This is a genomic window from Streptomyces sp. NPDC018000 (assembly GCF_044328025.1).
Taxonomy (GTDB): Bacteria; Actinomycetota; Actinomycetes; order Streptomycetales; family Streptomycetaceae; genus Streptomyces.
Window position 1 is genome coordinate 296,912 of record NZ_JBIRGM010000002.1, and the last position, 22,061, is coordinate 318,972.

19 protein-coding genes are annotated in these 22,061 nt (G+C 66.4%); 10 read left to right on the forward strand and 9 right to left on the reverse strand.

Annotation, left to right across the window (positions count from 1 at the left end; genetic code table 11):
- Positions 1-51 precede the first annotated feature (51 nt).
- The 7 genes from ACH4EW_RS05900 to trxA all read left to right on the forward strand — a co-directional run bounded on the left by ACH4EW_RS05900 (position 52) and on the right by trxA (position 9,725).
- Positions 52-2,349 carry a DUF6049 family protein gene (locus ACH4EW_RS05900; protein ID WP_398251952.1) on the forward strand — a complete coding sequence of 766 codons (2,298 nt, stop codon included), beginning with the start codon at positions 52-54 and terminating at the stop codon, positions 2,347-2,349.
- Positions 2,350-2,395: 46 nt separating this feature from the next.
- Complete coding sequence (gene murJ / locus ACH4EW_RS05905; RefSeq protein ID WP_398251955.1) at positions 2,396-4,555, forward strand: murein biosynthesis integral membrane protein MurJ; 2,160 nt, start codon at positions 2,396-2,398, stop codon at positions 4,553-4,555.
- A gap of 128 nt (positions 4,556-4,683) precedes the next feature.
- On the forward strand, positions 4,684-6,402 hold the full coding sequence (locus tag ACH4EW_RS05910; RefSeq protein WP_398251958.1) for a serine/threonine protein kinase: 1,719 nt from the start codon (positions 4,684-4,686) through the stop codon (positions 6,400-6,402).
- 193 nt (positions 6,403-6,595) lie between these two features.
- Positions 6,596-7,300, forward strand: a complete 705-nt coding sequence (gene sigM / locus ACH4EW_RS05915) for an RNA polymerase sigma factor SigM (protein ID WP_398251961.1) — start codon at positions 6,596-6,598, stop codon at positions 7,298-7,300.
- Positions 7,301-7,401: 101 nt separating this feature from the next.
- Positions 7,402-8,247 carry a hypothetical protein gene (locus ACH4EW_RS05920; RefSeq protein ID WP_398251964.1) on the forward strand — a complete coding sequence of 282 codons (846 nt, stop codon included), beginning with the start codon at positions 7,402-7,404 and terminating at the stop codon, positions 8,245-8,247.
- A gap of 133 nt (positions 8,248-8,380) precedes the next feature.
- Positions 8,381-9,343 (forward strand): thioredoxin-disulfide reductase, encoded by a 963-nt coding sequence (gene trxB / locus ACH4EW_RS05925; protein ID WP_398251967.1) that lies wholly within the window; start codon positions 8,381-8,383, stop codon positions 9,341-9,343.
- A 49-nt stretch (positions 9,344-9,392) separates the two neighbouring features.
- Positions 9,393-9,725: a thioredoxin gene (gene trxA / locus ACH4EW_RS05930; protein WP_398251970.1), complete on the forward strand. Its 333-nt coding sequence runs from the start codon at positions 9,393-9,395 to the stop codon at positions 9,723-9,725.
- An 81-nt stretch (positions 9,726-9,806) separates the two neighbouring features.
- Here trxA and ACH4EW_RS05935 read toward each other — a convergent pair whose 3' ends face one another.
- The 9 genes from ACH4EW_RS05935 to rpmH all read right to left on the reverse strand — a co-directional run bounded on the left by ACH4EW_RS05935 (position 9,807) and on the right by rpmH (position 16,684).
- Positions 9,807-10,424, reverse strand: a complete 618-nt coding sequence (locus ACH4EW_RS05935; protein WP_398251973.1) for a GNAT family N-acetyltransferase — start codon at positions 10,422-10,424, stop codon at positions 9,807-9,809.
- Positions 10,425-10,725: 301 nt separating this feature from the next.
- Positions 10,726-11,823, reverse strand: a complete 1,098-nt coding sequence (locus ACH4EW_RS05940; protein ID WP_398251976.1) for a ParB/RepB/Spo0J family partition protein — start codon at positions 11,821-11,823, stop codon at positions 10,726-10,728.
- Positions 11,820-12,896: a ParA family protein gene (locus tag ACH4EW_RS05945; protein WP_398253289.1), complete on the reverse strand. Its 1,077-nt coding sequence runs from the start codon at positions 12,894-12,896 to the stop codon at positions 11,820-11,822. The genes ACH4EW_RS05940 and ACH4EW_RS05945 overlap by 4 nt, the downstream gene beginning before the upstream one ends.
- A gap of 280 nt (positions 12,897-13,176) precedes the next feature.
- On the reverse strand, positions 13,177-13,893 hold the full coding sequence (gene rsmG / locus ACH4EW_RS05950) for a 16S rRNA (guanine(527)-N(7))-methyltransferase RsmG (protein WP_398251978.1): 717 nt from the start codon (positions 13,891-13,893) through the stop codon (positions 13,177-13,179).
- Positions 13,894-14,004: 111 nt separating this feature from the next.
- Positions 14,005-14,514: a R3H domain-containing nucleic acid-binding protein gene (locus ACH4EW_RS05955; protein ID WP_114245516.1), complete on the reverse strand. Its 510-nt coding sequence runs from the start codon at positions 14,512-14,514 to the stop codon at positions 14,005-14,007.
- Between the two features lie 14 nt (positions 14,515-14,528).
- A complete protein-coding gene (gene yidC / locus ACH4EW_RS05960; RefSeq protein ID WP_398251981.1) occupies positions 14,529-15,797 on the reverse strand; it encodes a membrane protein insertase YidC in 1,269 nt (422 codons plus the stop codon).
- A gap of 3 nt (positions 15,798-15,800) precedes the next feature.
- The gene (gene yidD, locus ACH4EW_RS05965; RefSeq protein WP_398251984.1) at positions 15,801-16,160 is read right to left on the reverse strand and encodes a membrane protein insertion efficiency factor YidD; all 360 of its coding nucleotides are present in this window, start codon (positions 16,158-16,160) and stop codon (positions 15,801-15,803) included.
- Positions 16,157-16,528 (reverse strand): ribonuclease P protein component, encoded by a 372-nt coding sequence (gene rnpA / locus ACH4EW_RS05970; RefSeq protein WP_093895046.1) that lies wholly within the window; start codon positions 16,526-16,528, stop codon positions 16,157-16,159. Before rnpA ends, yidD begins: the two co-directional genes overlap by 4 nt.
- Before the next feature lie 18 nt (positions 16,529-16,546).
- Positions 16,547-16,684, reverse strand: coding sequence for a 50S ribosomal protein L34 (rpmH, locus tag ACH4EW_RS05975; RefSeq protein WP_030930485.1), 138 nt, complete (start codon positions 16,682-16,684; stop codon positions 16,547-16,549).
- A gap of 381 nt (positions 16,685-17,065) precedes the next feature.
- Here rpmH and dnaA point away from each other — a divergent pair, with 381 nt between their 5' ends.
- The 3 genes from dnaA to gnd all read left to right on the forward strand — a co-directional run bounded on the left by dnaA (position 17,066) and on the right by gnd (position 22,017).
- Positions 17,066-18,862 carry a chromosomal replication initiator protein DnaA gene (gene dnaA / locus ACH4EW_RS05980; RefSeq protein ID WP_398251989.1) on the forward strand — a complete coding sequence of 599 codons (1,797 nt, stop codon included), beginning with the start codon at positions 17,066-17,068 and terminating at the stop codon, positions 18,860-18,862.
- A 1,014-nt stretch (positions 18,863-19,876) separates the two neighbouring features.
- Complete coding sequence (gene dnaN, locus ACH4EW_RS05985) at positions 19,877-21,007, forward strand: DNA polymerase III subunit beta (RefSeq protein ID WP_398253292.1); 1,131 nt, start codon at positions 19,877-19,879, stop codon at positions 21,005-21,007.
- A 131-nt stretch (positions 21,008-21,138) separates the two neighbouring features.
- Positions 21,139-22,017, forward strand: coding sequence for a phosphogluconate dehydrogenase (NAD(+)-dependent, decarboxylating) (gene gnd, locus ACH4EW_RS05990; protein WP_093895043.1), 879 nt, complete (start codon positions 21,139-21,141; stop codon positions 22,015-22,017).
- Positions 22,018-22,061 lie beyond the last annotated feature (44 nt).

Consider the following 22,061-nt stretch of genomic DNA (forward strand, 5'->3'; position numbering starts at 1 on the left):
CAACCGACAACCATCGACAGCAGCTGACAACGACGAGGGACGGGTAGGCGCGTGGCCGAGGCGGCAGACATTCAGGGGATCGGTCCCTCTCCTGCCCGCCGATGGCTGCGGCGCACAGCCTCCTTGATCATCGGGGCACCGCTCGTCGTAGCTCTGCTGGCCGGACCGGCCGCGGCCACCGCACAGGCCGGCGGGACCGCCAAGGCCCCCACCGGCTCCGAAACAGTCGATGTGTCCCTGAACACGGTCGCTCCGAGCGCGCCGGTGAAGGGCGACACCTTGACCGTCTCCGGCACCGTGACGAACAGGGGCAAGGACACGATCACACAGGCGAAGGTCGACTTGCGAGTGGGCCCGAGGCTCTCCGGCAGGACGTCGATCGATACCGCTGCAAAGCGCACCGGGTACGTCCCTGGCACCGACCCCGCCCCGCTCGGCGGCAAGTACACGGTGAAGTTCGCGAAGCTTCCTTCCGGGATAAGCCAGGACTTCACACTGTCCGTACCGGTGGGCGAACTGGGTCTCGGCGACGAAGGCGTCTACCAGCTCGGTGTCTCACTGTCGGGGCAGACCTCTCGAGCCCAGTACGACCAGGTGCTGGGGATCCAGCGCACCTTCCTGCCCTGGCAGGAAGGTGCGCATGACTCCAAGACGAAGGTCACCTATCTCTGGCCGCTCATCGCATCGGCCCATGTCACTGCCGAGACCGGATCCGACGATCAGCAGACGCCCGTGTTCGCGGACGACGAGCTGGCCGCCGAACTCGCTCCCGGCGGACGCCTCGAACAGCTGGTCTCGCTGGGCAGTCAGCTGCCCGTGACGTGGGTCATCGACCCTGATCTGCTGGCCAGTGTCGATGCGATGGCGAGAAACTACCGCGTCAAATCCGGCGACACCACCGTCCCCGGGAAGAACCAGGACGTCGCCAAGAAGTGGCTCACCTCGCTGGAAGCCGCGGTTTCGGACAGCCAGGTCATCGCGCTGCCGTTCGCCGACCCCGATCTGGCGTCCATCGCACACCGCGGCAAGAACGTGTCAGGCACCCTCAGCCACCTGCAGACCGCCACCGAAGTGGCCGGGACGACGGTACAGACCATCCTGCACGTGAAGCCGTCGACCGACTTCGCTTGGCCCGTCGACGGGGCGATCGACCCGTCGATCGTCGATGTCGCCACTTCGGCGGGCGCCCACAATGTGATCGCCCGCAGCGACAGCCTCCAGGAGACCCGCGATCTGCCGTACACGCCGACCGCGGCCCGGCCGATCGGCGGCGGCACCACCGCGGTGGTCGCCGACGCCCGGCTCTCCACGGCCTTCCAGGGCGATATGTCGAAGGCAGAGAACTCCACCCTCGCCGTGCAGGAGTTCCTCGCTCAGACCCTCGCTCTGACCGAGCAGGACACGGACACGGAACGAAGCATCGTCGTCGCACCGCAGCGGATGCCGACGGTCGCCCAGGCCCAGTCGATGGCCACCGCCCTGCACGCCCTCGACGACGAACGCTGGACAGAGCCCCTCGGACTCGTGGACGCGGCCGAGGAGAAGCCCGACGCAGACGCGACGACCAGCGTCCCCGGGTCATCGCAGTACCCGAAGAAGCTCCGCAACCAGGAGCTGCCCACCCAGGCGTTCCAGGACATCAAGTCCACCCAGGTCTCGCTCAACAACTTCCAGGTCATCCTCACCCGGCCCGAGCGGGTGGTGACCCCCTTGGGCAACGCGATCAACCGGTCCGTGTCGACGTCGTGGCGTGGCCGGCCGCTGGAGGCCCAGCAGTACCGGGACTCGGTAAGCACCTATCTGCAAAGCCTCATCAACGAGGTTCAGCTCATCTCGAAGTCGGACGTCACCCTGTCCGGCCGCAGCGCCACGATCCCGGTGACCGTGCAGAACAGGCTGCTGCAGGGCGTGGACCATCTGGTCCTCCGGCTGAAGTCGGAGAACGCGACCCGGCTCAAGCTGAACGACGACGGAGCGGTGGCGGAGCAGCCGATCCAGATCGCCGGCGGCCACAGCCAGTCCGTGAAGTTCGACGCCGCGGCCAACGTCAATGGCCAGGTGCAGATGACCGCCCAGCTCTACACCGAGGACGGCACACCGTACGGCGGAGAGATGACCTTCACCGTGAAGGTCTCCGAGCTCACCCCGACCGTGCTGCTGGTGATCGCCGGTGGACTGCTGCTTCTGGTCCTCGCCGGCATCAGGATGTACACCCATCGCAAGCGTGCCAACGCGGGCGGCGCGGCCGGAGACGACGGCGGTGAACCCGAGCAGCCGAGTGACCCGACCCCGGACACCGATCCGGGAAGCGGGAAGCCGTCAGGCTCGGGTGAGAAAGTGGAACGTTGAGCGATGTCTGTCGTGGCCTGTCGGCCGGGGACGATGAGGGGTTTCGATGAACGCGCCGTACGACGGTGACCGCGGTCAGGGTGCGGGCGGAGCGGGGTCTTCCGGCGAGCCCCCGATGCCGCCCGGACCGGGCCAGTTTCCGCCGACGCCCGATCCGTACCTGCAGGCCGCATACGACCACGATCCCTACCGCGCTCAGGATCTGTCCGTCCAGGACCCGGTGACCGAGGCGCTGTACGACCGCGCCGCGCACCCGCCGCCGCCTGCTGGCACCTACCAGCAGCCCCAGCCGCTCTACCAACAGCCGCCTGCGGCGCAGTACGCACCCGATCCGCGTATCTGGGCGCAGGCCCCGCCGCCCGAGCCCGACGGCCCGTCGAGACACCTGCCCTACGGCGATGACCCGGAGACCACCCAGTTCGTCGGGGTGGACGATTTGGTCAGCCAGGCGTCCCAGTCCCGCGAGCAGCCGGATGCCTTCGCGCACCTGCTCCGGGACCAGCAGGGCCCGGCAGGACCCTCCCCCGTTTCGGCCGAGCCCGAGCCGGCCCCGGCGCCCGCACCGCCCAAGTCCGGCGGCCGGGCCTCCGGCCTGCTGAAGTCCAGTGCGGTGATGGCAGCCGGCACACTCGTGTCCCGGCTCACCGGATTCGTCCGCAGCCTTGTGATCACCGCCGCGCTCGGTGCGGCACTGCTCGGCGACAGCTTCACCATCGCGTACACCCTGCCGACGATGATCTACATCCTCACCGTCGGCGGCGGGCTGAACTCGGTCTTCGTTCCCCAGCTCGTCCGATCCATGAAAGACGACGAGGACGGCGGCGAGGCCTACGCCAACCGGCTGCTGACTCTCGTGATGGTCGCCCTCGGTGTGATCGTCGCCATCGCGGTGTTCGCCGCACCATGGCTGATCCACATGATGTCGCCGACGATCGCCAGGGACGAGGCCGCCAACAGCGTCGCCGTGACGTTCGCCCGGTACTGCCTGCCGACCATCTTCTTCATGGGCGTGCACGTCGTGATGGGGCAGATCCTCAATGCCCGCGGCAGGTTCGGCGCGATGATGTGGACCCCGGTCCTCAACAACATCGTCATGATCTTCACGTTCGGCATGTTCATCTGGGTCTACGGCACCTCCGCCGAGTCCCAGATGGGGGTCGAGACGATCCCGCCGGAGGGCGTCCGGCTCCTGGGCATCGGCACACTGCTCGGTCTGGTCGTCCAGGCCCTGGCCATGATCCCGTATCTGCGTGAGGCCGGCTTCCGCTTCCGCCCACGCTTCGACTGGAAGGGACACGGGCTCGGCAAAACGATCAAGCTGGCCAAGTGGACCGTCCTGTTCGTCCTGGCCAACCAGGCAGGCGTGATCGTCGTCACTCAGCTCGCGACCTCGGCAGGCAAACTGTCCGGCAAGGACGGCACCGGCTTCCTCGCGTACTCCAACGCCCAGCTCATCTGGGGCATGCCCCAGGCGATCATCACCGTGTCGGTCATGGCGGCCCTGCTGCCCCGCATCTCCCGCGCCGCACACGACAACGACCCGGGCGCCGTCCGCGACGACATCTCTCAAGGACTGCGGAACTCGGCCGTGGCGATCGTGCCGGTGGCCTTCATGTTCCTGGCCCTCGGACTGCCGATGTGCACCCTCCTGTACGCCTCCGCGGGCACCGAAGCCGCCCGCTCCATGGGCTTCATCCTCATGGCATTCGGTCTCGGCCTGATCCCGTACTCCGTGCAGTACGTGGTGCTGCGAGGCTTCTACGCCTACGAGGACACCCGGACGCCCTTCTACAACACAGTCATCGTCGCCGCGGTCAACGCGGCCGCCTCGGCCCTCTGCTATGTGGTGCTGCCGGCCGAGTGGGCCGTGGTCGGCATGGCTGCCTCGTACGGACTCGCCTACGCCGTCGGCGTGGGCGTCGCCTGGCGACGGCTGCGCAACCGGCTGGGAGGCGATCTGGACGGATCCCACGTCGTACGCACCTATGCCCGTCTGTGCCTGGCCGCGATCCCGGCAGCGGTGCTCGGCGGCGGTGTCGGCTTCGCTGTTCTCCGGTGCCTCGGCGAAGGTGCCTTCGGGTCACTCGTCGCGCTGATCTGCGGTGGGGCCGTTCTGCTGGGCGTCTTCTTCGTAGCCGCCAAGCGGATGCGGATCGAAGAGATCAACGGCATGGTCGGCATGGTCCGAGGGCGGCTCGGGCGCTGAGGATCACCGGCCCGCACAACCATCACCGCCCTTTGCGTGTCGTGCATAGCGCCGGAGTGTGGGCACAATTGGCGTGACTGTGCAGAGCTGGCTGGCATCGCGCAACGGATGGGGAGGCAGGAACGACGGTGGCGGAACGTAGCACGGCTGCCGTCGACGTGGCCGACAACAGCGGTGATGAACCGCTGGCCGCCAAGGCGGACGAAGCCACGACCGACGGGACGGCAGAAGCTCAGGACACAACGGGCACAAAGCCGCAGGACACGGACGGTGAGAGCATCAGCACCGAGGCCCCCCTGCCGACCCCGGATCTGCACAGCGGGCACAAACTCGCCAAACGCTACCGGCTCGAAGAGTGCGTCACCCGACTGGACGGATTCAGCAGCTGGCGCGCTGTCGACGAGAAACTGCGCCGCGCAGTGGGCGTGCATCTGCTCCCCGCCGACCACCCCCGAGCCCGCTCCGTACTGGCCGCAGCCCGCTCCTCCGCCCTGCTCGGCGACCCCCGCTTCGTGCAGGTACTCGACGCGGTGGAGGAGGACGACCTCGTCTACGTCGTCCATGAGTGGCTCCCTGACGCCACCGAGCTCACCTCCCTGCTGGCCTCCGGGCCGATGGACGCGCACGACGCGTACCAGCTCGTCAGCCAGGTTTCCCAGGCCATGGCAGCCGCGCATCGAGAAGGTCTCGCGCATCTGAGGCTGACCCCGGGCGCGGTGCTGCGGAGCTCGACCGGGCAGTACCGGATCCGCGGCCTCGCGGTGAACGCAGCCCTGCGGGGCATCACCGCCGACGGTCCGCAGCGTGCCGACACCGAGGCTATCGGTGCTCTTCTCTACGCCGCGTTGACGCAGCGCTGGCCGTACGAGACCGATGCCTATGGCCTGCCCGGGCTGCCCAAGGGAGTGGGGCTGATCGCCCCCGACCAGGTGCGAGCCGGTGTTCACCGCGGCCTCTCCGAGCTCGCCATGCGCGCACTCGCCAATGACGGCGCCACTGCCTCCCGGCAGGAGCAGCCGTGCACCACCCCGGACGAGCTGGCCAAGGCCGTTGCCGCGATGCCTCGCATCCGCCCTCCGGAGCCCATTTTCACGGCGCCCCCGGAGTACCAGCGCACGACCTACCAGCAGGGCACCTACGGACGCCCGGCCACGGGCCCCGGCGCCACCCAGCCCGTGATCGCCGTGCCACCGGCCCCGCTACAGAGCCGCACCGGCAAGGCCCTGAAGTGGACGGTGTCCGCGCTGCTCATCGCCGCCCTCGGCCTCGGCAGCTGGCAGCTCGCGGAGACACTCCTCGACCGCAGAAACGACTCCGGGACTGAGGACACCACACAGACCACTCCGGAGAACGGCGACGACAAGGGGGAGCCCACGGGCAAACCTCTCACGGTCAAGAACGCGGCCGAGTATTTTCCGGACGGATACGCACAGCATCCCGAGGATGCTGACCTGACCTATGACGGAGACAGCTCTACATACTGGCGGTCCAAAAGCTTCATAGACGGCCCCAAATTGGCCCCCTTCAAACAGGGAGTCGGAATCCTATACGAACTTCAATCTACTCAACCCGTGTCAACAGCCTCCATAAAACTTCAATTCGGAGGTGATCACACGACGGTCTCACTCTATGCAGCCGACTCCCTCAACTCATCAGCACCACTTTCTTCGATGACGAAAATCGCAACAACCAAAACAGCTGGTACGGAGGCAAAACTGCAGACAGAGAAGCCGGTAGAAACAAAATTTCTTCTCGTATGGCTTACCGATGTGCCGAATTCACCTGCCGACCGGTACAGCGGAGCAGGCTACAAACAAGGCATAACTGATGTGAAATTTACGGGCTGACGTTGCATGCACAGCCGGCCTCTCACGAGGCGGGCGGCGACGTGCAGGATGCGGTAGCCACCCTCGCGCCGGCCTGACTGGGCCGGTACACCCTCGTCCCCGCATCGGGCTGTGCATCGTCCGCCCTCTGCCCCCGCTCACTCGAATCGTGATAGACAGACGCACCTTGACGCAGAGAGGGAGGGAGGGGGAGTTGGCCGCCGAGCCGTCAGAAGCACTCAGCGACTCAGACCTCCTCGCTCGCCATGTGGCCGGTGAACCCGACGCCTTCGGCGAGCTCGTTCGGCGCCACCGCGACCGACTGTGGGCCGTGGCGCTTCGGACCCTGGGGGACCGCGAGGAAGCCGCCGACGCCGTCCAGGACGCCCTGGTCTCTGCCTTCCGGGCCGCCCACACCTTCCGCGGCCAGTCCGCCGTCACCACCTGGCTGCACCGCATCACCGTCAATGCCTGCCTCGACCGGGTCCGCAAGGCGGCCAGCCGCAAGACCTCGCCGGTCGACGACGCCGAACGGTTCGACCAGCTCCTCGAACCGCACGAGTCCGCAGAGGCCCCGGCGGAGCGCCAGGATCTGCACCGTGAGCTTCTGGCCGCACTCGCCACTCTCCCCGCGGAGCAGCGTGCCGCACTCGTCCTTGTGGACATGCAGGGCTACCCCGTGGCCGAGGCCGCGCGCATCCTCGATGTGCCGACAGGCACCATGAAGAGCCGCTGTGCACGGGGCAGAGCCCGGTTAGCCCCTCTTCTCACTCACCTCCGCGGTGAGGGCACAGAAGCCGGTGAACCCACCGTGGGAAGGAACCGGACGCCGCACGCATCCGTCCCACCCGCATCAGGGCCGAGGGATACGGGGACAAGCGATCCTGCTGCAGTGAAGGGCGGAGGTGGGCGCACATGACATCAACGACCGACACAACCCAGCACCCGGATGTCTCGGAGATCTCCGATCTCACCGAAGGGCTGCTCCCGCCGTCGTATGCGGCAAAGGTACGCAGCCATGTGGACGACTGCGAACCCTGCGCCGATGTCCATGCCTCACTCATAGAGATCCGCGAACTGCTCGGCACTGTGCCCGCGCCACAGCACATGCCCGATGACATCGCAGGCCGCATCGACGCCGTGCTCGCCGCCGAAGCCCTCAGCACCACGACGCCCGCTGACTCGGCGCATGTTTCACGTGAAACAAAACTGTCCATGGCACAGAAGCCGGACGCAGAGCCCGGTTCCTCGAACCACCCCGCAGGGCATCCCAGGGCGACTACCGGCCCCGGCCGCCGACCGGTCTGGCGGCGCCGCCGCGCAGCCGTACTCGGCGCCGCTCTCAGTGCAGTCGTGGTCGGTGTGAGCGTCTTCATGCTGCAGAACGTCCAGCCATCCCAGGAAAGCTCCGCCCTCAAGGCGGCGGACCGCGGCTCCAGCTCAGCGGCAAAAGGCGCCACAGCCTTCTCGGAGTCCACGCTCGAAAACCGGGTGCAGACGCTACTTCTGAGTGCCGGCACGCAGCCATCGAATTCAGACGGTGCCGCAGCTGAGAAGCAGGCGCCTTCCGTCGAAGCACAATCGACGCCCAAGAGCGACTCTCCCGCATCCGAGTCATCTCAAACGCCATCGCGCGCACCCGTCGTGTCAGTCCCGAGCTGCGTGAAGCAGGGCATCGGGCGGAAGACAGCGCCCCTCGCCGTGGAAGAAGGCACCTACGAGGGCTTGAATGCCTTCCTTGTCGTGCTGCCCCACTCCGCCGACGCGACCCGCGTCCAGGCGTATGTCGTCGACGCGGCCTGCGTCCGGGAAGAGCCCGCTACCAAGGGGAAGCTACTGCTGACCCACACTTACGCGCGCCCCTGAGAATCGCGCCGGACGCCGCCCCGGCACTTCGGGAATGCATCCCCCGTAGGATCCGTTGGGTGGGGTGAGAGTCGTTGAACCGACCCCACAAGGCGTGGACAGTAGGCAGTCTGCAGAGACGAGGAAAAAACCCGTGAGCGACGTCCGTAATGTGATCATCATCGGCTCCGGCCCTGCGGGCTACACGGCCGCCCTTTACACCGCACGTGCCTCGCTGAAGCCGCTGGTGTTCGAGGGCGCTGTCACTGCGGGCGGCGCGCTGATGAACACCACCGACGTGGAGAACTTCCCGGGCTTCCAGGACGGGATCATGGGCCCCGAGCTCATGGACAACATGCGCGCTCAGGCAGAACGGTTCGGCGCCGAGCTCGTCCCTGACGATGTCGTCTCCGTTGACCTCACCGGAGACGTCAAGACGGTCACCGACACGGCCGGCACGGTGCACCGCGCCAAGGCCGTCATCGTGACGACCGGCTCCCAGCACCGCAAGCTCGGCCTGCCCAACGAGGACGCCCTCTCCGGACGCGGCGTCTCCTGGTGCGCCACCTGTGACGGCTTCTTCTTCAAGGATCAGGACATTGCCGTGGTCGGCGGCGGCGACACGGCGATGGAGGAGGCGACCTTCCTCTCCCGTTTCGCGAAGTCGGTCACCATCGTCCACCGCCGTGACTCGCTGCGTGCCTCCAAGGCCATGCAGGACCGAGCCTTCGCGGACCCGAAGATCAAGTTCGCCTGGGACAGCGAGGTTGCCGGAGTGCACGGCGAGCAGAAGCTGTCCGGCCTCACCCTTCGGAACACCAAGACCGGCGAGACCTCCGAGCTCGCGGTGACCGGCCTGTTCATCGCGGTGGGCCACGACCCGCGTACCGAGCTCTTCAAGGGCCAGCTCGAACTCGATGAGGAGGGCTACCTCAAGGTTGAAGCCCCCTCGACGCGCACCAGCCTGACCGGTGTTTTCGGCGCCGGTGACGTTGTCGACCACACGTACCGGCAGGCCATCACCGCTGCCGGAACGGGCTGCTCGGCCGCTCTCGACGCCGAGCGCTTCCTGGCTGCGCTCGCCGACGACGAGAAGGCCGCTGCGGCCGCCGTCTGATCCACGCCTCACCCCACACCCCACACCCCAAGAAGTTAAGGAGGCCGCCGTGGCCGGCGCCCTGAAGAACGTGACCGACGACTCCTTCGACGAGGTCGTCCTGAAGAGCGACAAGCCTGTGCTGGTGGACTTCTGGGCCGCATGGTGCGGTCCGTGCCGCCAGATTGCGCCGTCCCTGGAGGCCATCGCTGCTGAGCACGGCGACCAGATCGAGATCGTCAAGCTCAACATCGACGAGAACCCGGCCACGGCCGCCAAGTACGGCGTCATGTCCATCCCGACCCTGAACGTCTACCGGGGCGGCGAGGTCGCCAAGACCATCGTCGGCGCCAAGCCGAAGGCCGCGATCCTCCGCGACCTCGAAGGCTTCATCGGCGAGTAGAACCGTGGTCCGCTGTTTCACGTGAAACGGGTCCGTCCCCTGAAGGGATGGACCCGTTTCACGTTGTCGCGGGCTCTCGGATCACAAGGGCCGCAGCACCGGCTCTTTCTGGACGGCACCCAGCAACCGGTCCAGTGCCAGCTCTACGTCCTCCTTCCAGGAAAGCGTAGAACGCAGTTCCAGTCTCAGCCGCGGATGAACGGGATGCGGCCGTACGGTCTTGAAGCCGACAGCAAGGAGATGATCCGCTGGAAGCACACAGGCAGGCTCCTTCCACCGGGCGTCGCCGAAAGCCTCGATCGCCTTGAATCCCCGACGCAGCAGGTCCTTGGCGACTGTCTGCACCATGACCCGGCCCAGCCCCTGCCCCTGGAATCCCGGCACGATCCAGGCGGTCATCAACTGCACAGCATCGGGGGAGACGGGGCTCGTCGGAAAAGCCGTCGAGCGTGGTACGTAGGCAGGCGGTGCATAGAGAACGAACCCCGCCGGCACCTCGTCGACATAGACAACACGGCCGCACGACCCCCACTCCAGCAAGACGGCCGAGATCCATGCCTCTTTCTCCAGCTCGGGCGTTCCCGCCTTTACTGCAGCTTCCCCGCTGACCGGATCAAGCTCCCAGAAGACACACGAGCGGCAACGCCTGGGTAGATCGGAAAGATTGTCCAGTGTGAGCGGTACGAGCCGACGCCCCATGAAGGCTGTTCCTCGCTTCCTTCGCCCGCCGCATCGCATGCGACAGTCAGTGCACTCCGTTCAAGAAGCAGGCTGCCGACGAACCCTTCAACAGCCCGAGGCCCGGCCCCACTGTCACCAGTCGGCTGCGACTCACTGATCGCATGGCCCTCCCTCCGCCGAGGTGGCCCAAGCCGGATGTGCCCTACCAGAACGCATCGTATCCACCCAGAGATGAAGCCGACACCGAGAGAAAGCAAAGGGTGGGCTGTGTTCCGCTATCCATAGGAACACAGCCCACCCTTTGCCCATCGGGTAGAGGTCAGTCCTTGCGACCCTCGGCAGGGTCCTCAGAGGGGCCCCGGTCCAGCACGCGCCCCTCGCCCGGTGCCAGGCTGCCGAGAATGCGGTCCAGATCCTCCATCGATGCGAACTCGACGACGATCTTTCCCTTCTTCTGTCCGAGGTCGACCTTCACCCTGGTCTCGAATCGGTCCGAGAGCCGGGAAGCAAGATCGGACAGCGCAGGCGACACGCGGCCGCCGGCCCGCGGCCCCTTGGCCTTGGCAGCGCTCGTGGGCCCGGAGCCCATGAGAGTCACGATCTCTTCGACCGCACGCACCGACAGCCCCTCGGCCACAATGCGATGTGCCAGCTTGTCCTGCTCCTCCGAGTCGTCCACGGACAGCAACGCCCGCGCATGACCGGCCGACAGCACCCCGGCCGCGACCCTCCGCTGCACCGGAGCCGACAGCCTCAGCAGTCGCAGCGTATTGGATACCTGCGGACGGGAACGCCCGATCCGGTCGGCCAGCTGGTCATGCGTGCACTTGAAGTCCTTGAGCAGCTGGTCGTACGCCGCTGCCTCCTCCAACGGGTTCAGCTGAGCACGGTGAAGGTTCTCCAGGAGCGCGTCCAGGAGAAGCTTCTCGTCGTCCGTGGCCCGGACGATGGCCGGGATCCGCTCCAGACCCGCCTCACGGCAGGCCCTCCAGCGCCGCTCACCCATGATGAGCTCATAGCGCTCCGGACCCATCTTCCGCACCACAACGGGCTGGAGAAGACCCACCTCCTTGATGGAGGTCACCAACTCGGCAAGCGCGTCCTCGTCGAACACCTCACGGGGCTGACGAGGATTCGGGGTGATGGAGCCGAGAAGAACCTCGGCAAAGTACGCTCCTGCGGCTCCCGTAGATTCTGCAGCTGCCTCGAACTCCGAAACCGGCGCACTCGGCTCCGGCACAGCCGGAGCGGACGCAAGGGTGGCCACCTTCGCAGCAGCCACCCCCCGCTCTGTCGTCACAGGACCCGCCCCAGGAGTGGTCGAGCCCATCCCCGTGGACGGCACCTGCTTCTCCTGCGGAGCGGCGGGGATCAGGGCACCTAGCCCACGCCCCAACCCTCTTCGACGCTCACTCACTGGATCCCCTCCGAAATGCTCTGCTGGCTGTTCCCATTGCCCGTGTGGGCATGCTGGGCCTCGTACTGCACCCCGACACCCCGCAGGGCGATCTCACGCGCCGCTTCTAGGTATGACAGCGCCCCACTCGAACCCGGGTCGTAAGTCAGCACAGTCTGCCCATAGCTCGGTGCCTCCGAAATCCGCACCGAACGCGGAATGCTCGTCCGCAGCACCTCCTTGCCGAAGTGGCTGCGCACCTCCTCCGCAACCTGCGAAGCGAGCCTGGTCCTGCCGTCGTACATGGTGAGCAGAATCGTCGACACATGAAGACCGGGGTTGAGATGCCCGCGCACCAGATCCACATTGCGCAGCAACTGCCCCAACCCTTCCAGCGCGTAGTACTCGCACTGGATAGGGATCAGCACCTCGGCACCGGCAACCATGGCATTGACCGTCAGCAGGCCAAGCGAAGGCGGACAGTCGATCAGGATGTAGTCCAACGGCTGCTCATACGCCTGGATCGCCCGCTGCAGTCGACTCTCCCGCGCCACCAGCGACACCAACTCGATCTCCGCACCGGCGAGATCGATGGTGGCGGGGGCGCAGAATAGCCCTTCGACGTCCGGGACGGGCTGAACCACCTCGGAGAGCGGCCTGCTCTCCACCAAGACGTCATAGATGGAGGGGACTTCCGCATGGTGATCAATCCCCAGAGCCGTAGAGGCGTTCCCCTGCGGGTCAAGGTCGACCACCAGAACACGTGCGCCGTGAAGCGCCAGCGAGGCGGCAAGGTTGACCGTCGTGGTTGTCTTGCCCACCCCACCCTTCTGGTTGGCCACCACCATGACGCGCGTCCGGTCAGGACGGGGCAAGCCGTCGCCTGCGCGGCCAAGGGTCTCGACCGCCAGCTGGGCCGCGCGACCGATGGGTGTGTCATCCATCGGCGGCGGTGTTTCACGTGAAACGCCCTCCCCCACCGATTCGGTTCGGGGACCGGGGACCGGATCGGTCATCGGTCCCGCGATGTTGGCGTCGGACCGCAAGGATTCACTCTCCTCGACTTCAGACTCACAATGAACAGAGCCTGCCATGCTTTCGGGGTCGCGAACCAGCGAGGCCCGCTCTTCTGTGGATGAATCCACTGCTGTGGACAACTCCGTAGCCCTAACGGGCGGCGCGGCAGCCGCGCGACCGCGGCTGATGATCCCATGCAGCAGAGAGCGACGTTTCACGTGAAACACGATGCCCCTGCAGCCTAGCTACAGGGGCACGACACTCCGCATGGGGCATGTATGGCAGCTTGTCGGGAGCATCACCGACAGATGATACGAACCATATGTAACGGTCGATTTCACAGCGTGACCGGACGGGTCAGCGGCGACGCCTCGTACGGCTCGTCCTCGCGGCCTTGGCTCTCTTTGCGGCGAACCTCACACCGCCCGGACTCTCCCCGACCACCACACGCACTACCGTGGACATCGGATCGACAATGCCCTCTCCAACGTGCAATACCTCGGTCTCCACCACACCAAGCTTGCTCAAGGCCGCACGCGCGCCGACAATCTCCTCCTCGGCCGTATCCCCCTTGAGCGCCAGCATCTCTCCGTACGGACGTAGCAGCGGAACCCCCCAGCCGGCCAGCCGGTCGAGCGGTGCCACGGCCCGAGCCGTCACAACGTGAACCGGCTGCAGCGTCCCAAGAACCTCCTCGGCCCGACCACGCACGACCGTCACGTGGTCCAGGCCCAACAGTTCGACGACTTCCTGGAGGAAATTCGTCCGCCGCAGCAGGGGCTCCAGCAAGGTGATCTTGAGATCCGGACGCACCAGCGCCAGCGGGATACCCGGAAGGCCCGCACCAGAGCCCACATCGCAGACCGTGACCCCCTCAGGCACGACCTCGGAGAGCACCGCACAGTTCAGCAGATGCCGCTCCCACAGCCGCGGGACCTCACGCGGACCGATCAGCCCCCGCTTCACCCCGGCATCTGCCAATAGTTCCGCGTACCGGACAGTCTCCGGAAAGAACTCGCCGAAAACCGCCCGCGCCCCTTCGGGCGCCTGGGGAAGCTCTACTTCCGCCGTCACGGGAACCGTCCTTCCATACCGCACTACCTACCGCACTGTGGTGGCTGACTATCAGGCTGAAAAGATCGGCCCCGCCTGCGAACAGACGGGGCCGACAGAACAAGGGTCCGGTCAGGCCGGGAGAACGACGACGAAGCGCTGCGGCTCCTCGCCCTCGGACTCACTGCGCAGGCCAGCGGCCGCGACCGCATCGTGTACAACCTTGCGTTCGAACGGCGTCATCGGGTCCAGCTTCACCGGCTCACCGGTGCTCTTGACCTCGTCCGCGGCCTTGGCACCCAGCTCGGCGAGCTCAGCCCGCTTCTTGGCCCTGAAGCCTGCGATGTCCAGCATCAGCCGGCTGCGGTCACCGGTCTCCCGGTGCACAGCAAGCCGCGTCAGCTCCTGGAGTGCCTCAAGCACCTCACCGTCGCGGCCCACGAGCTTCTGCAGATCACGTGCCGAGTCGCTGATGATCGAGACCGCAGCCCGGTCCGCCTCGACGTCCATGTCGATGTCGCCGTCGAGATCGGCGATGTCGAGCAGGCCCTCGAGGTAGTCCGCTGCGATCTCGCCCTCCTGCTCAAGGCGGGTCAAGGTGTCGCTGCCCTCAGCGGCCGTGGAGGTGGTGCCTTCCGTCACGGATGGACTCCTTCTTACTTCTTGGACGGGTGCTTGGGCCGCTGCGGGCCCTTGCGCTGCCCGGACTTGGCTTGGCGTGAGGAGCCGGACGCGGGCTTGCCCGCCGGCTTGGGCTTGTCGTCCTGCGATGCGTCCGGCTTCTGCAGAGAGGTCTTGGATCCCGACACGGCGGAGCCGGTGTCCTTGGCTCCTGCCTGCTGGGCAGCACCGGTCTGACGCTGGGCCTTGGTCTGGCGCTTGGGCTGCTGACGCCGCTGCGCGGCTCCGCCCTCGGACTCGGCAAGAGCCGTATCGCTCTTGATCACTGTGCCGTCCTCCTGGGCAACGAAGCCCAGCTTGGCCAGTCCCGTGATGAACTTCCGCTCGATGTCATTGCGATCAGGGCCCTTGGACACGATCCGCTTGATCGTGTTGCGCCTGGTCCTGCCGCGAACCTCACCGTGAGCAGTGACGCTCTTCAGTAGACGTCCCAGGTACTGGTCCTGCGCCTTGCTGCCCGGGGTCGGGTTCTGGTTGATCACGTACATCTGCTGACCCATGGTCCAGACGTTGGTGGTCAGCCAGTAGACGAGGACACCGACAGGGAAGTTGACGCCCATGACGGCGAAGATCACCGGGAAGATGTACATCAGCATCTTCTGCTGCTGCATGTAGGGCGTCTTGACTGTCAGGTCGACGTTCTTCGTCATCAGCTGGCGCTGGGTGAAGAACTGCGACGCCGACATCATCACGATCATGACCGCGGTGACGATACGGACGTCCAACAGCGAGGAGGCGCCGAGTGCCTGGGCCGTCGCTTCGGTGTCCATGAACTTGGCCGCGAGCGGAGCACCGAAGATGTGTGCCTGCCGGGCGCTGTCGAGCAGCGCTTGATCGATGACACCGATCGTCTGGCCCGAGGCGATGGCCGAGAGCACGTGATACAGGGCGAAGAAGAACGGCGACTGCGCCAGGATGGGAAGGCACGAGGAGAGCGGGTTGGTACCCGTCTCCTTGTACAGCTTCATCATCTCTTCGGACTGACGCTGCTTGTCGCTCTTGTAGCGCTCCTGGATCGCCTTCATCTTCGGCTGGAGCACCTGCATGTTGCGGGTCGACTTGATCTGCTTGACGAAAAGCGGGATCAGGCAGATCCGGATCAGCACCACCAGGGACACGATGGACAGGCCCCAGGCCCAGCCCGTGTCATCGCCGAAGATCGCTCCGTACAACGAGTGGAACTGGACGATGACCCATGAAACAGGCCAGGTGATAAAGCTGAACAGACTGGCAATCGTGTCCACTAATCAGGCTCCTTGAGCATTGGGCGAAGTCTCTGCGGCCGGGCCCGGGGGTTCGGAAACCGCTCCCCCGGGAGGCACAGCAGCGGCGGAGTCCCCGCCCTTGCTGCCGCGCATGGCACTACGCAGCAGTTCGTGCCAACGCGGACGTTTACGTGGTGGAACATGGTCCACGCCGCCGGGTGACCACGGATTGCACCGCAGGATGCGCCAGGCCGTCAGCGCAGTTCCCTTGATCGCTCCGTGCCGGTCGATCGCCGTATATCCATAGTGGGAACACGACGGGTAGTAACGGCAGACAGGCCCGAGAAGTGGGCTGATCGTCCACTGATACAGCTTGATAAGAGCCAGCAGCGGGTACTTCATCGCGCGCCCCCTCCCAGCAGCCGCTGCAAAGCGGCGTCCAGGTCTCGGGCCAGCTGTTCATGGTCGGCGTCGCCCGCTCCGGGCAGCGCTCGTACGACAACCAGGCTACCGGGGGGCAGCAGGGCCAGCCGCTCGCGGACCAAATGGCGAAGCCTGCGCTTCACCGCTGTGCGTACAACCGCTCCACCCACAGCTTTGCTGACAACGAAACCCGCACGCGGCGGGGGAGCATTCTCCCCAGTCACGTGCGGGTCCGTTGCACCGCTGCGTAGATGAACAACGAGTAGCGGGCGGCCGGCCCGGCGTCCTCGACGTACTGCGGTCGCGAAGTCCTCGCGCCGCCTCAGCCGATTCTCGGTAGGCAGCACGTCATGACCTGTAAGCGATCAGGCGGACAGGTTGGCGCGACCCTTGCCACGGCGGGACGCGAGGATCGCGCGGCCGGCACGGGTACGCATACGCAGCCGGAAGCCGTGGGTCTTCGCGCGACGACGGTTGTTCGGCTGGAAGGTGCGCTTGCTCACTCGGGGGCTCCAGAAATGACTCGTGTGTTGGCGGGACATCGCCTGGCTGTCACCGTGCGCCCACGAGAGACTCGCGTAAACGCCCTAGTGCACCGCTTCACAATCACAGATCGTGATCTTTGCCCATCGGAGGCAGGCGGCAGCAGCCATCGACAACTCGACCCGGTCACGGTACGCGCGGCTACGCCATCCGGTCAAACCGGCTCGATGACACCCACCACTGTGCACAGCCTGTGGACAACGACTTGAACCACGCGGGTCGGCCTGACTACCGTGGCTGGGCTCCGGTTCTTTTTCTTCCTGCCTGCCGGTCCTCACCTATCCCGACCCATCCCGTCCCGAGAACCACACATTCGTGGGACCAGCGAGAGAGCGTGCCTTGTGGCTGATGTACCTGCCGATCTTGCCGCAGTGTGGCCACGAGTGCTGGAGCAACTCCTCGAAGAGGGCCAGCAGGGCATCGAGCCGAAGGACAAGCAGTGGGTCGAGCGCTGCCAGCCGCTCGCGCTGGTTGCCGACACGGCGCTGCTCGCCGTCCCCAATGAATGGGGCAAGCGAGTCCTGGAAGGCCGGCTCGCGCCGCTCATCAGCGAGACTCTGAGCCGTGAATGCGGCCGGCCGATCCGCATCGCGATCACCGTCGACGACTCCGCGGGCGAACCTCCGAGCCCGCACGCGCCTCCGATGCACCAGTCGCAGCAGCACCGCTACCAGGGGCCGCAGCACGATGAGCGTCAGCACAACGACGCGTACGACGGATACGGACACCGACCCTCCGACGACGGCATGCCGACCGCCCGGCCCGCCTACCCCGACTACCAGCAGCAGCGCCCCGACCCCGGCGCGTGGCCGCGCACCCAGGAGGACCTCTCCTGGCAGCAGCCCCGGCTCGGCGGGTTCCAGGACCGCGACACCTCAGCGGAGCAGTGGCGCGAGCCGTATGCCGGAGGCCGCCCCCAGCAGCCGCAGCACGACTACCGGTCACAGCCGCCCGAGCACCAGGGTTACGAGCAACAGCGCCCTGAGCGCCATGACATGCAGGAGCCCCAGCCCCAGCACCGTCCTGGCGGGGCCGGCGCTCGGCCCGGCGGCGCCGCCGGGCCGATGGGCGCACAGCCCGCTCCCACGCCCGGCCCCGGTGAGCCGGCGGCCCGGCTGAATCCGAAGTACCTGTTCGACACGTTCGTCATCGGTGCATCCAACCGATTCGCACACGCGGCAGCGGTCGCCGTCGCCGAAGCACCCGCCAAGGCGTACAACCCGCTCTTCATCTATGGGGAGTCCGGACTCGGCAAGACCCACCTGCTGCACGCCATCGGGCACTACGCCCGCAGTCTCTACCCGGGCACCCGGGTTCGGTACGTGAGCTCCGAGGAGTTCACCAACGAGTTCATCAACTCGATCCGCGACGGCAAGGGCGACACCTTCCGCAAGCGCTACCGCGATGTGGACATCCTGCTGGTCGACGACATCCAGTTTCTGGCGAGCAAGGAGTCGACGCAGGAGGAGTTCTTCCACACCTTCAATACGCTCCACAACGCCAACAAGCAGATCGTGCTGTCCTCGGACCGGCCACCCAAGCAGTTGGTGACCCTGGAGGACCGGTTGCGGAACCGTTTCGAGTGGGGTCTGACCACCGATGTGCAGCCGCCGGAACTGGAGACGCGGATCGCGATCCTCCGTAAGAAGGCGGTGCAGGAGCAACTCAACGCCCCGCCGGAGGTACTGGAGTTCATCGCCTCTCGTATCTCCCGGAACATCAGGGAGCTGGAGGGGGCACTGATCCGGGTCACGGCCTTCGCCAGTCTCAACCGCCAGCCGGTGGACCTCGGGCTGACCGAGCACGTGCTGAAGGATCTGATCCCAGGTGGCGAGGACTCGGCTCCTGAGATCACGGCGACGGCCATCATGGCGGCGACTGCGGACTACTTCGGTCTGACGGTCGATGATCTCTGCGGAACCTCGCGCAGCCGTGTGCTGGTGACGGCCCGCCAGATCGCCATGTACCTCTGCCGGGAGCTGACCGATCTCTCGCTGCCCAAGATCGGTGCGCAGTTCGGTGGTCGTGACCATACGACGGTGATGCACGCGGACCGGAAGATCCGCGCGCTGATGGCGGAGCGACGCTCCATCTACAACCAGGTCACCGAGCTGACCAACCGCATCAAGAACGGCTGACGGACCACCGGCACACGCTCCGTACGCGCCGAAAGGGCGCCTGGGGAACCCTCGCAGGGTTCCCCAGGCGCCCTTCTTCGTCGTCCAAGGCTTGCCCGAAGCCTTTCCAGAAAGCGTCCCCGGAGCCTCCCGGTGATGCTGCGGAACCCTCTCGAAGGCATCACGGTGCCCTCCCCGAGCCCTCCCGGAGCCTCGGAAGTCCCCTCCGGCCCCGCTCTCCGAAGCTCCGAGGCAGTCACGGTGTTCGAATACCCGGCGCCGGCGGTCCGTTCTCCACAGATCCGGGGAGATTTCCCCTCCACAGCCTGGGGATCCGGCAGTTTTCCATATTGCTTCCACAGGGCCAACTGCCGATACTCCATCAGGCCAGGTCAAGGGCCTGGGGATTTGTGGTCAACAACAATCCACAGCCTGTGGACAAAATATTCGTCCACAGGGAGCCGATGACGTTGTCCACCGTCGGCCCACAGACTGGGCCGTGTTGTCCCCAGCTTCCTCGTGCTTCTCCACACCCCTGTCCACTGTTCGGCAACGCAACACCGCCTTTCACTGCCCTGAGTGAAAGGCGTCACACCACGAGGGCCGGTTGGGCTGTGGGGAACGTGGGTAAAGCTGGGGACAGCCCTGGGGAGAAACCCCCCTGTCCTGTGCATCGGGTGTGCAGAACTTTCATGTGTCCACAGAAGCGCCAGGTTGTCCACCGGTGCCACCCACAGGGCCGGTGGACAAAAAACTGGGTCTGACCTGCGGAAACGACGTTATCCACGGTTTCCACAGGCCCTACTACTACTGCCACCTAGAGTTAGCCCGGAATCCGCTTCGAAGTGGGGCCTGTGCACAACTCGAGGCCGGAGCTCCCCGACCCTCTTGTCGCGACTTGACCCCGAGCAGCACCGAGTGTCGGTGCCGTACGTCAGACTGGTCCCCGGCGTCCTCCCGCTGTCACCGGTGGGGGACCCCGATCAGACGACGAAGGCCAGCAGGGCGAGCGAGCAACAGCAGGAGGCGGTTCCGGTGAAGATCCGGGTGGAGCGCGATGTACTCGCGGAGGCTGTGGCCTGGGTGGCCCGTAGCCTCCCGGCCCGGCCGCCGGCGCCCGTTCTTGCGGGCCTTCTGCTGAAGGCTGAGGACGGTGCCCTCAGCTTCTCCAGCTTCGACTACGAGGTCTCGGCCCGGGTCTCGGTGGATGCCGAGGTCGAGGAGGACGGCACGGTGCTGGTCTCCGGCCGGCTGCTCGCCGACATCTGCCGCGCCCTTCCCAACCGCCCGGTGGAAATTTCCACAGACGGTGTACGGGCCACCGTGGTCTGCGGCTCCTCGCGATTCACACTCCACACCCTTCCTGTGGAGGAGTACCCGGCGCTGCCGGAGATGCCGACCGCGACCGGCACGGTCCCGGGCGAGGTCTTCGCCTCGGCCGCTGCCCAGGTCGCGATCGCCGCGGGCCGAGACGACACGCTGCCGGTCCTGACCGGTGTGCGGATCGAGATCGAGGGCGAGACCGTCACCCTGGCCTCCACCGACCGCTACCGCTTCGCGGTCCGTGAGTTCCTCTGGAAGCCGGAGAACCCGGATGCCTCGGCTGTCGCCCTGGTGCCCGCCAAGACGCTGCTGGACACCGCCAAGGCGCTGACCAGCGGTGACACGGTGACTCTGGCGCTGTCCGGCTCGGGTGCCGGTGAGGGCCTGATCGGTTTCGAGGGAGCGGGCCGGCGGACGACCACGCGACTGCTCGAAGGCGATCTGCCGAAGTACCGGACGCTGTTCCCCACCGAGTTCAACTCGGTCGCGGTCATCGAGACCGCTCCGTTCGTCGAGGCCGTCAAGCGTGTGGCTCTTGTTGCCGAGCGGAACACTCCGGTGCGGCTCAGCTTCGAGCAAGGTGTGCTGATCCTGGAGGCGGGTTCCAGCGACGATGCACAGGCTGTGGAGCGGGTTGACGCGGTGCTGGAGGGTGACGACATCTCGATCGCCTTCAACCCGACCTTCCTGCTGGACGGGCTGAGCGCGATCGACTCCCCGGTCGCCCAGCTCTCGTTCACGACGTCCACCAAGCCTGCGCTGCTCAGCGGCCGTCCGGCCGTGGATGCCGATGCGGATGACACGTACAAGTACCTGATCATGCCGGTCCGCCTCTCCGGCTGATCCGGTCAACGGCCCTGCAACGGCGGCTCCCGACGGGCACGCTCGGCGCCGAGCATGCCCGTCGGTCTGCCCCCGGCCGGGCGTAGGCTCGGGCTTGGGTACGAATCGGCACAACGCTTAAGGAATCTCTGATGGAGCTCGGTCTCGTCGGCCTCGGCAAGATGGGCGGCAACATGCGCGAGCGCATTCGCCGCGCAGGCCACACCGTCATCGGTTACGACCGAAACCCGGACGTCTCCGATGTCCACAGCCTCGAAGAGCTTGTGGGCAAGCTGAAGGGTCCCCGGGTCGTCTGGGTGATGGTGCCGGCCGGTGCCCCGACCCAGGCCACCATCGACGAGTTGGCCGGGCTCCTCTCGCCCGGCGACATCGTCGTGGACGGTGGAAACTCCCGGTGGACGGACGACGAGAAGCACGCGGTCGAGCTGGGCATCAAGGGCATCGGCTTCGTGGACTGCGGCGTCTCCGGTGGCGTCTGGGGCCTGGAGAACGGCTACGCGCTGATGTACGGCGGCGACGCCGAGAACGTGGCCAAGGTCCAGCCGGTCTTCGACGCGCTGAAGCCCGAGGGCGACTTCGGTTCCGTCCACGCAGGCAAGGTCGGCGCCGGCCACTTCGCGAAGATGGTCCACAACGGCATCGAGTACGCCATGATGCAGGCCTACGCCGAGGGCTGGGAACTGCTGGAGAAGGTCGACTCCGTCACCGATGTGCGCGAGGTCTTCCGCTCCTGGCAGGAGGGCACGGTCATCCGTTCCTGGCTGCTCGACCTGGCGGTCAACGCGCTGGACGACGACGAGCACCTCGACAAGCTCCGTGGTTTCGCCGCCGACTCCGGTGAGGGACGCTGGACGGTGGAGGCCGCGATCGACAACGCTGTGCCGCTTCCCGCGATCACGGCGTCGCTCTTCGCGCGTTTCGCCTCGCGGCAGGACGACTCCCCGCAGATGAAGATGATCGCCGCGCTGCGCAACCAGTTCGGTGGCCACGCGGTCGAGAACAAGAAGTAACCGCAACGAGGAGCGGGCCGGGCCAGAGCGTCCGACCTGTATCC